Source organism: Streptomyces sp. NPDC057877 (assembly GCF_042796855.1).
Classification (GTDB): Bacteria; Actinomycetota; Actinomycetes; order Streptomycetales; family Streptomycetaceae; genus Streptomyces.
The window spans coordinates 230,996-243,488 of the sequence record NZ_JBHVMS010000008.1; the positions used below are offsets into that span (position 1 = coordinate 230,996).

Annotated in this window: 12 protein-coding genes; 8 read left to right on the plus strand and 4 right to left on the minus strand. The window is 71.9% G+C overall.

Annotated features, from left to right (window positions below; all coding sequences use genetic code 11):
- Window positions 1-38 precede the first annotated feature (38 nt).
- Window positions 39-920: a formyltetrahydrofolate deformylase gene (purU, locus tag ACFVQG_RS25280; protein WP_383387591.1), complete on the plus strand. Its 882-nt coding sequence runs from the start codon at window positions 39-41 to the stop codon at window positions 918-920.
- Window positions 921-982: 62 nt separating this feature from the next.
- Here purU and ACFVQG_RS25285 read toward each other — a convergent pair whose 3' ends face one another.
- Both ACFVQG_RS25285 and ACFVQG_RS25290 read right to left on the minus strand, forming a co-directional pair.
- On the minus strand, window positions 983-2,470 hold the full coding sequence (locus ACFVQG_RS25285) for an MDMPI N domain containing protein (RefSeq protein ID WP_383387595.1): 1,488 nt from the start codon (window positions 2,468-2,470) through the stop codon (window positions 983-985).
- A complete protein-coding gene (locus tag ACFVQG_RS25290; RefSeq protein WP_383387597.1) occupies window positions 2,467-3,060 on the minus strand; it encodes a sigma-70 family RNA polymerase sigma factor in 594 nt (197 codons plus the stop codon). The genes ACFVQG_RS25285 and ACFVQG_RS25290 overlap by 4 nt, the downstream gene beginning before the upstream one ends.
- 398 nt (window positions 3,061-3,458) lie before the next feature.
- Here ACFVQG_RS25290 and ACFVQG_RS25295 point away from each other — a divergent pair, with 398 nt between their 5' ends.
- Both ACFVQG_RS25295 and ACFVQG_RS25300 read left to right on the plus strand, forming a co-directional pair.
- Entirely contained in the window at window positions 3,459-3,839 is a 381-nt protein-coding gene (locus tag ACFVQG_RS25295; protein ID WP_383388090.1) for an STAS domain-containing protein, read from the plus strand.
- A 151-nt stretch (window positions 3,840-3,990) separates the two neighbouring features.
- Complete coding sequence (locus ACFVQG_RS25300) at window positions 3,991-4,503, plus strand: EF-hand domain-containing protein (RefSeq protein ID WP_383387599.1); 513 nt, start codon at window positions 3,991-3,993, stop codon at window positions 4,501-4,503.
- Here ACFVQG_RS25300 and ACFVQG_RS25305 read toward each other — a convergent pair.
- Complete coding sequence (locus tag ACFVQG_RS25305) at window positions 4,487-6,016, minus strand: class I adenylate-forming enzyme family protein (RefSeq protein ID WP_383387600.1); 1,530 nt, start codon at window positions 6,014-6,016, stop codon at window positions 4,487-4,489. The genes ACFVQG_RS25300 and ACFVQG_RS25305 overlap by 17 nt on opposite strands.
- Window positions 6,017-6,108: 92 nt before the next feature.
- Between ACFVQG_RS25305 and ACFVQG_RS25310 the strand changes: the two genes are divergently transcribed.
- The 4 genes from ACFVQG_RS25310 to ACFVQG_RS25325 all read left to right on the plus strand — a co-directional run bounded on the left by ACFVQG_RS25310 (window position 6,109) and on the right by ACFVQG_RS25325 (window position 10,263).
- A complete protein-coding gene (locus tag ACFVQG_RS25310) occupies window positions 6,109-7,314 on the plus strand; it encodes an amidohydrolase family protein (protein WP_383387602.1) in 1,206 nt (401 codons plus the stop codon).
- Window positions 7,314-8,450 carry an acyl-CoA dehydrogenase family protein gene (locus tag ACFVQG_RS25315; protein ID WP_383387604.1) on the plus strand — a complete coding sequence of 379 codons (1,137 nt, stop codon included), beginning with the start codon at window positions 7,314-7,316 and terminating at the stop codon, window positions 8,448-8,450. Before ACFVQG_RS25310 ends, ACFVQG_RS25315 begins: the two co-directional genes overlap by 1 nt.
- Window position 8,451: 1 nt before the next feature.
- Window positions 8,452-9,327 carry an acyl-CoA dehydrogenase family protein gene (locus tag ACFVQG_RS25320; RefSeq protein ID WP_383387606.1) on the plus strand — a complete coding sequence of 292 codons (876 nt, stop codon included), beginning with the start codon at window positions 8,452-8,454 and terminating at the stop codon, window positions 9,325-9,327.
- Window positions 9,328-9,789: 462 nt separating this feature from the next.
- Window positions 9,790-10,263, plus strand: coding sequence for an ATP-binding protein (locus tag ACFVQG_RS25325; RefSeq protein ID WP_383387608.1), 474 nt, complete (start codon window positions 9,790-9,792; stop codon window positions 10,261-10,263).
- A 295-nt stretch (window positions 10,264-10,558) separates the two neighbouring features.
- On the opposite strand, the gene ACFVQG_RS25330 is transcribed toward ACFVQG_RS25325, so the two are convergent.
- A complete protein-coding gene (locus ACFVQG_RS25330; RefSeq protein WP_383387610.1) occupies window positions 10,559-11,485 on the minus strand; it encodes a cyclase family protein in 927 nt (308 codons plus the stop codon).
- A 98-nt stretch (window positions 11,486-11,583) separates the two neighbouring features.
- Between ACFVQG_RS25330 and ACFVQG_RS25335 the strand changes: the two genes are divergently transcribed.
- On the plus strand, window positions 11,584-12,462 hold the full coding sequence (locus ACFVQG_RS25335; protein WP_383387612.1) for an SDR family NAD(P)-dependent oxidoreductase: 879 nt from the start codon (window positions 11,584-11,586) through the stop codon (window positions 12,460-12,462).
- Window positions 12,463-12,493: the final 31 nt, after the last annotated feature.

Here is a 12,493-nt window from a genome sequence, read left to right on the forward strand (position 1 = left end):
CTGCCCGGCGCCGGGCCGGGTATGGGACCCTGTCCTGCATGAACGAGCAGTCCGCCCGCGCCGAGGCCCCGGCCGACCAGTACGTCCTCATCCTGTCCTGCCCCGACAAGCAGGGCATCGTGCACGCCGTGTCCAGCTACCTGTTCATGACCGGCTGCAACATCGAGGACAGCCAGCAGTTCGGTGACCATGACACGGGGCTGTTCTTCATGCGGGTGCACTTCTCGGCGGAGCCGCCGGTGACGGTGGAGAAGCTGCGGGCCAGCTTCGCGGCGATCGGTGACTCCTTCCAGATGGACTGGCAGATCCACCTGGCCGAGGAGAAGATGCGGGTCCTGCTGATGGTCAGCAAGTTCGGGCACTGTCTGAACGACCTGCTGTTCCGGGCGCGGATCGGTGCGCTGCCGGTGGAGATCGCGGCGGTGGTGTCCAATCACACCGACTTTGCCGAGCTGGTGGGTTCGTACAACATTCCGTTCCACCACATTCCGGTGACCAAGGACACCAAGGCGGAGGCGGAGGGGCGGCTGCTGGAGATCGTGCGCGAGGCCGACGTCGAACTGGTCGTGCTCGCGCGCTACATGCAGGTGCTGTCCGACGACCTGTGCAAGCAGCTCAGCGGGCGGATCATCAATATCCACCACTCCTTCCTGCCGAGCTTCAAGGGCGCGAAGCCGTATCACCAGGCGCATGCGCGGGGTGTGAAGCTGATCGGCGCGACCGCGCACTACGTCACCGCGGATCTCGACGAGGGGCCGATCATCGAGCAGGAGGTCGAGCGGGTCGGGCACGACGTCACGCCCGAGCAACTGGTCGGCATCGGGCGCGATGTGGAGTGCCAGGCGTTGGCGCGGGCCGTGAAGTGGCATGCGGAGCGGCGGATTCTGCTGAACGGGCGGCGGACGGTGGTGTTCGCCTAGTCGCCGTGGCTGGCGCAGCGGTGCCCCGCTGACGCGGGCGGGCGGAGACCCACCCCCGGCCCCTACATCCGGCTCAGTGACGCCGCAGCCAACAGCACCTCCCTGATCGCCGCCCGGTCCCCGAGTTGACCTGCCGCCGCCTCCTCCGCAGGGACGTGGCCCGCGGCCAGGCGGCAGAACTCCACGCCGTCGAGGGCGACATGGGCGACCTCGTGGTCGGCGGAGCCCACCGCGGCCGGGGAGTCGAGCGGGATCAGCCACTCGCCCCCGCCGGACCCCTCGATCTCCAGCCGCAGGCTGCGTCCCGGCGTACCCGCGGCGACCAGGTGCGGGGCGGCCCCGGGAGCGGCCAGGCCCGCCCGGCGCCGCGCGGCCAGCGCCTCCGGCAGGGTGCGGGCCGCGAGGTCGATCATCTGGTGCAGATGGCGCGGGGACGGCGGGGTGTACGGATAGTCCACCGCCTCGGCGATGTCCTCCGCGTGCACCCAGCACTCGAACGCCCGGTCGATCATGGCGTCCCGCAGCGGCAGCCCGTAGTCGCCGTACGGCACCTCGAGCCCGCCCGATGCGCTCCCGCCGGTGAACGCGACCGTCCGCACGATGTCGTGGCTCTGCTCCCGCCAGGGACCCCGCACCGAACGGGTCGGCGGGAAGTACGAGCCGCGCCAGTAGGCGTCGGTGCGCCCGGCGGGCGTGGGCGGGTCGGCGGTGATGTCGCCGAGCGGGTCCTGCAGCCCGAGGGCGATCGCGACCAGCCCGTCGACGGCCAGGAGGTGCGCGATGACCCCGGCGACGGTCGTACGGCGACTGGTGCCCTGTTCGCCGGTGAACCAGCGCAGCCGCACGGGCGCGTGCCACTCGGAGTCGCCGAAGTCCTGGAGCAGGGCGTCCAGACGCGCGGTCTCGGCGTCGTACGGCATGGCCCAGCCCGGCACCGGGATGCGCGGGGGCCGCCGGCCCAGGCAGGACTGGAGGACGCGGGTGCGCAGGGCCGGGTCGAGGTCGAGGCTCTCCGGAGGGTGCAGCAGGCCGACGGCCTCCCGCAGTCGTAGCGCCTCCTCGGCGCAGCTTCCGCAGTCGCCGAGGTGTTCCTCGACGGCGGCGGTCTCCTGCGCCGAGCAGGCGGCCAGGGCCCAGGCGCCCAGCAGGGACTTCAGCACGGGGTGCGGCAGCAGGAGCGGGGCGGGGGTCACCGCCTCGGCGGGCAGGTCGGCGAGGGCGGGCAGTGGCCGTCCGGTGTCCTCGACGGAGGCGCGGGGGAGGGGTATGCGGGGCGGCGGCCGGTCGTCGTCGGGGTGGTGGTCCGCGCCGTCGCCGTCACCGGTGCCGCCGTCGCCCGGGGCGCCGGGGCCGCCCGGTTCCTGTGCGGACCCCGCACGCCCCTCGTCCCGTTCCTTGCCGTGACCGGACTCGTGACCGGACTCGTGACCGGACTTGTGACCAAACTCGTCGCCGAACTCGTCTCCGTATGCGTCGTCGAACCCCTCGTCGAACTCCTCGTCGAACTCCTCGTGCCCGTCGTGCGCCCGGTACCGCCTCGCCTCGCTCACACCGCACCCCCGTACCCGGGCGACCCCGGCGGCGCGCCGGGGGTTCCGACGTCGTGGGCGGTGGAGAGCAGTTGCAGGCCGAGGCGGAGGCGGCGGCGGGCCTCGTCCTCGGTGACGCCGAGGTCGACGGCGGTCTGGCGGTAGTCCCGGCGCTGGAAGTAGGCGAGGTCCAGGGCGGCGCGCAGGGGGGTGGGCATGGACTGGACGATGTAGTCGGCGCGGGCGGCGACGGAGGCGTGGCGGACCTTGTGCTCCAGTTCCTCGGTGGTGGCGGGGCCGTCGCCCTCGGCCAGCGCGGCGGTCTCGGTGGCGCGCAGCCGCTGCACGGCGAGCCGGTGGGTCAGGGTGGCGACCCAGGAGCGCAGGGGGCCCTGCTTGGGGTCGTAGGCGTCGGGGTGTTCCCAGACGTGGGCGAAGACCTCGCGCGTGACGCCGTCGGCGGCGCGCTCGTCACCGAGGACGCGGTGGGCGAGGCCGTGCACCAGGGAGGCGAAGCGGTCGTACAGCTCGCCGAGGGCGGCGGCCTCACCGCGGGCGAGCCGCTGCTGCATCTTGCGGTCCCAGCGGGGCGGTGCGTCCTTGTGCGCCATGCGGCCCCCTCCCCCTGCTCCGTCCCTGTGCCCGGTTGCGTGCCGGTCCCGTCCGTCCTGTTCCAGCCTGTGGCCGGTGTCCTCTCGAATGTAGTCGGCACGTCTGACAACGCACGCCCCTTTATGGCAAGGTGCGCCCTCGGACGAGCCGGTGGTGATAGTGGACCTTTGCTCCACCTTTTGGCTTCTGTCGTGCCTACCCGCCCGTCGTCTGATCAGACATGACCAGAGCGGGGGCGGACTTCGATCGAACAGGATCGAAGCCGACTGAAACAAGCCTTTACCGATCGGTATCCGTTTCTCCCGCGGAGTTTCAGGGAACGGCCGCTGGGCAGCCGCGCAGGCAGGAAGCGTAGGAGCTGCTTCCGTTTTCCATGGCGGTCCGACGAGTGAAAGGCGTGGTGGTGGCGTTCAATGTGACCGGCGGCGAACAGGGCCCGTGGGCCGTGCTGCATGTGTCGGGTGAGTTGGACCTGGTGACGTCGCCGATGCTGCGGCAGCGGGTGCACGACGCGGTGGCCGAGGGCCGCCACAGCCTCGTCCTGGACCTCTCCGAGGTGTTCTTCTGTGACTCCAGCGGCGTCGGGGTGCTCATAGCGGCCCGCCGACTGCTGCGGTCCTGTCAGGGGCGGCTGCGCCTGATACTTCCGGCCGCGGGCGCGGTCGACGGTTCGCACGTCAACCGGGTGCTGGGCGCGCTGGGCGTCCGTCGGCTGTTCGATGTGCATCCCGACCTGGCCTCCGCCGTCACCGAGGAGTCCCGCCCGCTGTCGGCCTGAGCGCGCCCGCTCTGCCACACCGTTGTTCCAAAGTTCCCCCAGTCTTGGCACAAGCGTGGTTTTCGCGCGCCGGGACCGGTCCCGTCGTCGTACGCTCCCTGCCAGACGCACCCCATCTGACATGCGACGACGTAAGGCGGCTCGAGGAGACATGGCCAGCAGCGAGTACGAGCGCAGGATCGCGGCCCGTTTCGCGACCTTCGACCAGAACGGCAACGGCTACATCGACCGGGAGGACTTCAGCGGCGCGGCCAAGGTGCTGCTCGCGGAGTTCGGCACGGCGGCCCGCTCCGACAAGGGGCAGGCGCTGTACGTCGGTGCCGAGGCGTTCTGGCAGGGCATGGCCGGGATAGCGGACCGGGACGGCGACCAGCGCATCACCCGCGACGAGTTCGTCAACGGGGCCGTCAAGCGGCTGCGGGACAACCCGGACCGGTTCGCCGAGATCGCCCGTCCCTTCCTGCACGCCGCCATCGACGTCGCCGACGCGGACGGCGACGGCGCGGCGACCGTGGCGGACGTCGCGCGCGTGCTGACCGCGCTCGGGGTCGGCGAGGACCTCGCGCGGTCCGTCGCGGCGGCCCTCGACGCCAACGGTGACGGCAAGGTGGGCGAGGCGGAGATCGTGCCCGCTTTCGCCCGGTATTTCACGGTTCCTGAGTGACCATGCCGTCCCCCGCGTCCGTATAGCGCTCGCGCAGCTTGTACTTGAGCACCTTCCGCAGCGTCTCGTTGCGCGGAAGGGCGTCCACCACTTCCAGCCGCTCCGGCAGCTTGTGCACGGACAGCCCTTCCGCGCGCAGGTGCGACGTCACCGCCTCCAGTGTCAGCGCGGCGGCCCCCGGCGGCTGTTCGACCACCGCGCACACCCGCTCCCCGCGCTCGGCGTCGGGCAGCCCGATCACCGCCACGTCACCGACCGCGGGGTGCCGGTGCAGCAGTTCCTCGATCTCCTTGGCGGAGATGTTCTCCCCCTTGCGGATGATGACGTCCTTCAGCCGCCCGGTGAGGACGAGATGCCCGCTGTCGGTGAGGTGGCCGAGGTCACCGGTGCGGAAGAACCCCTCCTCGTCGAAGGCCCCGGCCGTCTGCGCCGGATCCAGATAGCCCCGGCACACCGCCTCCCCGCGCAGCCGCAGCTCCCCGTCGACGACCCGTATCTCCATCCCGCGCGGGGGGCGCCCCTCCGTCGTCGCCAGGTGCTCGGGGGTGTCGTCCGGCGCCCCCATGGTGATCATCGGCACCTCGGTCATGCCGTACCCGTGGGTGAGCTGCACCTCCATCTCGCGGACGACGGCGTGATACACCTCGGGCGGCTTCGGCGCCCCGCCCCCGGCGAGCAGCCGCAGCGAGGGGACGACCTTCCGGCCGGGCTGCCTGCGCTGCTCGGCGAGGAACATCGTGTAGAAGGCCGTCGACCCGCCCGCGATCGTCACCCCGCGCGCACGGTACGCCGCCAGCGCCTCCGGCAGGGCGAACTGCTCGAACAGCACCGCCGGGAAGCCGTACAGCAGTTGCATCACCGTGTAGTCGGGCCCGCCGATGTGCGCGTAGGGGAACGCGATCGACCCCACGTCCTGGTCCGTCGGGCGCAGGGCGTGTGCGAGGCAGGAGCCGCCCGCGAGCAGGGAGCGGTCGGTGTGCAGCACGCCCTTGGGGTCGGCGGTGGTGCCGGAGGTCCAGTAGATCCAGCGGACGCCCGTCCCGTCGACGGGTGGGGCGGGCAGCACGGACGGATCGCCGTCCGGGAGGCTGTCGTAGGCCTCGAAGACGCCCTTGGCGCCCAGCCGCCGCGCCATCGCCGTGTGGTCGTAGCCGCGCCACGCGCCCGGTACGGCGAAGAACTCGGCGCCCGACCCGCGCAGCGCGAAGCCGACCTCGCGGTCCCGCAGGAAGGGGATCAACGGGCTCTGTACGGCGCCCAGGCGGGCCAGCGCGAAGGAGAGCACCGCCGTCTCGATCCGGGTCGGCAACTGCCAGGCGACGACCGTGCCGGGGCGTACGCCCATGCCGTACAGCCCCGCCGCCGTCCGCTCGGCACGCGCGCGTAGGGCGCCGCAGGTGAGCGTGCGGTCGTCCTGGTGGAAAAGCGGGCGGTCGGGGGTGAGGCGGGCGCGGCGGTCGAGCAGTTCCCACAGCGTGCGCGACGCGCTCAGGGAGTGCGGGGTCTCGTTCACGGGTGCCCCCTGCCTGGCCTTGGCTGACGGACCGTCAGGTGACATGCTAGCTGACGGCCCATCAGGTAAGTACCCGTCCGGCGGAGGGGACCATGACGGAACTGCCCCGCATCATCAGCGTCGACGACCATGTGATCGAGCCCGCCCACCTCTTCGAGACCTGGCTGCCCGCGAAGTACCGCGACCGCGGCCCCCAGCCGCTCACCGCCGGGATCGGCGAACTCGCCTACGTCGCCGGGAAGTACCGCATCACCATGGACCCGGACGGCCCGCCCACCGACTGGTGGATCTACGAGGACCTGATGTTCCCGTACAAACGGAACATCGCCGCCGTCGGCTTCGACCGCGACGAGATGACCCTGGAGGGCATCACGCGCGAGCAGATGCGCCGCGGCTGCTGGGACCCCGCGGCGCGCCTCGCCGACATGGACCTCAACCACGTCGAGGCGTCCCTGTGCTTCCCCTCCTTCCCCCGCTTCTGCGGCCAGACCTTCGCCGAGGCGCACGACAAGGAGGTCGCGCTCGCCTGTGTGCGCGCCTACAACGACTGGATGGTGGAGGAGTGGTGCGGCGACAGCGGCGGACGGCTGATCCCGCTGTGCCTGATCCCGCTGTGGGACGTCCGGCTGGCGGTCACCGAGGTCCGGCGCAACGCGGCCCGCGGCGTGCGCGCGGTGACCTTCTCCGAGATCCCCACCCACCTCGGGCTGCCGTCCATCCACTCCGGCTACTGGGACCCGTTCTTCGCGGTCTGCGAGGACACCGGCACGGTCGTCAACATGCACATCGGGTCCAGCTCCCAGATGCCCGCCGCCTCCCCGGACGCGCCGCCCGCCGTGCAGGCCTCCCTCTCCTTCAACAACGCGATGGCCTCCATGACGGACTTCCTCTTCAGCGGCGTCCTGGTGCGCTTCCCGCGCCTGAAACTCGCCTACTCCGAGGGCCAGATGGGCTGGATCCCGTACGCCCTGGAACGCGCCGACGACGTCTGGGAGGAGCACCGCGCGTGGGGCGGCGTGCGCGGCACGATCCCCGAGCCCCCGTCGACGTACTACTTCCGGCAGATCTTCTGCTGCTTCTTCCGCGACAAGCACGGCGTCGCCTCGATCGACGCGGTGGGCCGCGACAACGCCACCTTCGAGACCGACTACCCGCACGTCGACTCGACCTTCCCGCACACCAAGGAGGTCGCCCTCGACCATGTGAAGGGCCTCGACGACGAGACCGTGTACAAGCTGATGCGCGGCAACGCGATCCGCATGCTCGGCCTGGACCTCGACCGGGAGCCCGCCCGCTGATGGACCTGACGGACACCCCCGAGGAGGCCGAGTTCCGGGCCCGGCTGCGGGAGTGGCTGGCCAGGACGCTGCCCGCCCTGCCGCCGAAGCCGTCCCCGGACGACTGGCCGGGGCGGCGCGCCTACGACCTCGGCTGGCAGCGCGCGCTGCACGACGCCGGGTACGCGGACGTGCACTGGGACACCCCGCCGACCGTGCGGCTGATCTTCCTGGAGGAGACCGAGAAGGCGGGCGCCCCCTATGTGGGGGCCAACTTCGTCGGCCTGCTGCACGCCGGGCCGACGATCGCCGCCGAGGGGACGGCCGCGCAGCGGGCGCGCTGGCTGCCGCCGATCCTGCGCGGGGAGGAGGTCTGGTGCCAGGGCTTCAGCGAACCCGACGCCGGGAGCGACCTCGCGGCACTGCGCACGCGCGCGTGGCGGGACGGCGACGACTACGTGGTGAGCGGGTCCAAGATCTGGACCTCCCACGCGGAGGTCGCCGACTGGTGCGAACTCCTGGTGCGCACCGACCCCGCCGCCCCGAAGCACCGCGGCCTCACCTGGCTCGCGATGCGCATGGACGCACCCGGCGTGACCGTACGGCCGCTGCGCACCCTCGCCGGATCGGCGGAGTTCGCGCAGGTGTTCCTCGACGAGGTGCGGGTGCCGGTCGCCCACCGGGTCGGCGCGGAGCACGACGGCTGGCGGGTGACCATGGTGACGCTGTCCTTCGAGCGCGGCACGGCGTTCGCGGGCGAGGTGGTCGCGTGCCGCCGCGTCCTCGGCGAACTCGCGCGTGAGGCCCACCGCAACGGCCGCTGGGACGACCCCGCGCTGCGGCACCGGCTGGGCGGGCTGAACGCCGAGTTCCGGGCGCTGTGGCGGCTGACGCAGTGGCAGGTGAGCGAGGCACGGGCAACGGGCGCGGGCACGCCCGGCGTTGCCGGTTCGGTTGTCAAGCTGAGGTACTCACACGCGCGTCAGGATCTCTACGACGCCGCGGCCGACGTCCTCGGCCCCCTGTCGCTGGACCTCGACCGGCCCTGGACGGCGGACCGCCTCTCGTCGCTGTCGTACACCATCGCGGCCGGAACCTCGCAGATCCAGCGCACCCTCGTGGCCGAACGCCTCCTGGGCCTGCCGAAGGGACGATGACATGCGGTTCCGGCTCACGGACGACCAGCGGGCGCTGCGCGACGGCGTACGAGGGCTGCTGGCCCGCCGCTTCGACGTCCGCGCCGCCCTCGACCGGCCGGGGCACCTGGACCGGACCCTGTGGCGGGAACTGGGCGCGGCGGGCTTCTTCGCCCTGCGCCTGCCCGAGGAGCGCGGCGGGACCGGGCTGGGACTGCCGGAGACGGTGCTGGCGTTCGAGGAGGCGGGGCGGGCCCTGCTGCCGGGCCCGCTCATCGCCACGCACCTCGCCGCCGCCACCGTGCCCGGCGCGGCCGACGGGTCTGCCGTCGTGGCGCACGTCGACGGGCGGCTCGTGGAGTGGCTGGCCGAGGCCGACGTCGTACACGGCGAGGCGGCCGGAGCCGTGCCGCTGCGGTCGGTCGACCCCCTCACACCCCTGCACGAGGTGCCTGAGGCGGCGGTCCTGGAGGGCGTGGCGCACGAGGTGTCCCTGCTCACCGCCGCCGAACAGCTCGGCTCGGCGGCCCGGACCTGTGAGCTGGCCGCGGAACACGCCCGGACGCGCGAGCAGTTCGGGCGGCCGATCGGGGCCTTCCAGGCCGTGCAGCACCTGTGCGCGGGAATGCTGGTGCGGGTGGAGGTGGCCCGCGCGGCCGTGTACGCCGCCGCCGTCACCGGCGACCCGGCCGACATCGCCGCCGCCCGGTTGCTCGCCGACGAGGCGGCGGTACGCGGCGCCCGCGACTGCCTCCAGGTGCACGGCGGCATGGGGTTCACCTGGGAGGCAGAGGTGCACCTGCACCTGAAGCGGGCCTGGGTGCGAACGCACCGTACGGGCGATGTGACCGAGAGTATGGAGTTGCTCGCCCGGAATCTGCTGACGGGAGTGGATTGACCGGCGTTGGTCTGCGGTTTCCTGGAAAGCATCCCTTTAATGTCGCGGATTGTGGCATACCGTTATCACGGAGCGTTGATATCGGCTTGTGTCCTAGGCGTGACTCGTCACGTCCTGGAGTCGGAGTCCGGCTCCGGTACCTTGTGTGGGATGCGAGTGGTTCCGGGCACCTGGCGTGCCGGTGGTGACCAGGAGGGCCCTGCGCCTCCCGCCTGTTCGACTCCCCAGCGCGGGCGTCGCACAGTATCGCGCACGGGTACTCCTTCGCGCTGGAATATGCCCGAAGCGCTTGTTGGGGTGACAGTAGGCCAACCATGCTGTCCCACAAGGGATTCACGTTGCGTGACCCTTGCTCTGGTCGTTGTTCTGGTCATGCGGAAAATGGCTACGATCGTGGCCCTCATGAGGCGTGAGCCTCAGTGTCCATCGGTTCGGACGGTGTGAGCGGTGCAGGTGCTTCAAGTGCAGCTGGAGATCCGGCCCGACCCCGCTGAAGTGGGGCGCGCCCGGCGGTGGGCCCGTTCGCGGCTCACCGGGTCGGGCATAGAGGCCGACGAGCCGCTGGCCGAGACCCTGATCCTGATCGTCTCCGAACTGGTCACCAACGCCGTGGTGCACACCGGCTGTCCGGCCGTCCTGCGGCTGTCGCTGCCCGAGACGGTCGCCGAGTCGGCCACCGTCCGCCTGGAGGTGGCCGACTCCAGCACCCGCGCGCCGGTGCCCCGCTGGGTCGACGGCGACGAGACCGGCGGCCGGGGGCTCGCGCTCGTCGACGGGCTGGCCGACCGCTGGGGCTGGTGTCCCGAGGGCGCGGGCAAACGCATCTGGTGCGAGCTGGACCGCTGTTCCGAGGCCGATGAGCGCGCGGCGGCCTGCGCGGGCGGCGCGCTCCCGACGTACGAGGGGTACGGGGGGCTGGCCTACGAGGCTGTGTGACGCTGTGCGCCCGGGTGTGCTTCTGTGCGCGTGCGCTGTAAAGAGGGCGCAGTAACAAAACCTCGGACGGGTGTTGACGTGACGTGTCCGTTTGATCACGCTTATGGGCAGCGATTCGCCGCGAGGGGACGACGAGGGTTCCGGTGACGGGAGCCCTCGACGAGTGTGGGTCGTGAGTCGGCGTCGGTTCCCTCAGGGCCCAGGGGAAGCACGGGGCGGGTACGCCGAGCCGGATGGCGGCGCGCATGCCGTGCTCGGGGCGGGCGAGCCGCGCCGCCAACCGGAGCCCCCACGTTCAGAGAACCGCGACCGGCGCCACCGGTGTGCCCGTCCCCCCGACGAACGGCTCCGGCATCGCTGACAGCAGGAACGCGTGGCGGCCCGTTTCTCCACAGGCTGTGGACAACTCCTCCAGATTCCAGTTCTGGCCCTGGAGCATCCCCATCTCCACCAGGTCCAGCGCGTGCACGCCCAGCCACAGGCCGTCGATCTCCGGCGGGAAGACCTCGAAGGTCAACGTGTCATTGGCGACCGCCGCCACATCGCGCGCGTGGAACCACTCCGGCGTACGCACCGACAGTCCCGGCGACGGATGCGCGTACCCGTGCCTGTCCCCCGCGAGCAGGACCCGCATCTGCCCCGTCCGCACCAGCACGACGTCCCCGGCGCGCACCCGCACCCCGGCGAACTCCTCGGCGGCGTCCAGGTCCTCCGGCGTCACGGCGTGCCCGCCGTCCAGCCGGTCGACGCCACGCGCGCGTGCCACGTCGAGGAGCACCCCGCGCGAGACGATGTGCCGCGCCTTGTCGATACCGCCGAAGGCGGCGCCGCCGTGCGCGGTGACGGTGTCCGCCGGGCGGCCGTTGTAGAGCCTGCCGGAGTGCGAGACATGGGTCAGCGCGTCCCAGTGGGTGGCCGCCTGGAGGCCCATCGTCACGACGTCGTCGCTGCACGCCACCGTGCCCGGCCCGAACAGCTCCTGGTTGATCTGCACCATGGTGTGCAGCGGGTTGACCCGCCCCGGGATCACCCCCGTCTGCACGCCGTTCTGCTCCAGCGGCAGGGCGAGCGGGACGCGCCGCCCCGTGCGCACCCAGGCGGCGGCCTCGCGCACCACCTCGTCGGTGATGAGGTTCAGGGTGCCGATCTCGTCATCGGGCCCCCAGCGCCCCCAGTTGTTCACCCGCTTGGCGATCTCGTGGAACGCGTCCGGCAGTGACATCGGTGCCTCCCCGGGGCTTGTCTCCGCGTATCTGACGGGTCGTAGAATCCGGAGTAGAAATCTAACGGGCCGTCAGATAACGCGGGAAGGGGCCGGGCGTGGGGAACTTCCTGGCAGACAAGGTCGTCGCCGTGACGGGCGCCGGACGCGGCATCGGCCGGGCGGTCGCGCTCGCGGCGGCCACCGAGGGCGCGCGGGTCGTCGTCGCCGACTACGGGGTCTCCGTCGACGGGGCCGCGCCGAGCAGCGAGGTCGCCGCCGCCGTCGTCAAGGAGATCCAGGCGGCCGGAGGGGACGCGGTCGCCGTCGCCGACGACGTGTCCACCATGGCGGGCGGACAGCGCGTCGTCGACGCGGCGCTGGAGTCGTACGGGCGGCTCGACGGGGCGGTGTGCGTCGCCGGGATCCTGCGGGAGCGGATGCTGTTCAACATGACCGAGGAGGAGTGGGACGCCGTCCTCGCCACCCACCTCAAGGGCACGTTCACCGTGTTCCGCGCGGCCTCCGCGGTGATGCGGCAGCAGCGCTCCGGCACGCTGATCGGCTTCACCAGCGGCAACCACCAGGGCTCGGTCTCGCAGGCCAACTACAGCGCCGCGAAGGGTGGCGTCATCTCGCTGGTGCGCAGCGCGGCGCTGGGGCTGCACAAGTACGGGGTGACCGCGAACGCGGTGGCGCCGGTGGCGCGTACGCGGATGTCGGCGAAGGTTCCCGGAGGGCTGACCGAGATCGGTGAGCCCGAGGACGTCGCCGCGCTGGTGGTCTATCTGCTGTCCGGTCGGGCGGTGTCCGTGACCGGGCAGGTCTACACGGTCGCCGGGGCGAAGATCGCGGTGTGGGCGCAGCCGCGGGAGTCGCGGGCGGTGTACGCGGAGGGGGCGGGCTGGACGCCGGAGCGGGTCGCGGAGTGTCTGCCGGGGACGGTGGGGGTGGATCCGATGCCGTTGTTGGGACGGGGGCCTAATGAATCGGGGTGATCTGCCGTGGGGCGGCTGCGGGTTCGCCGTG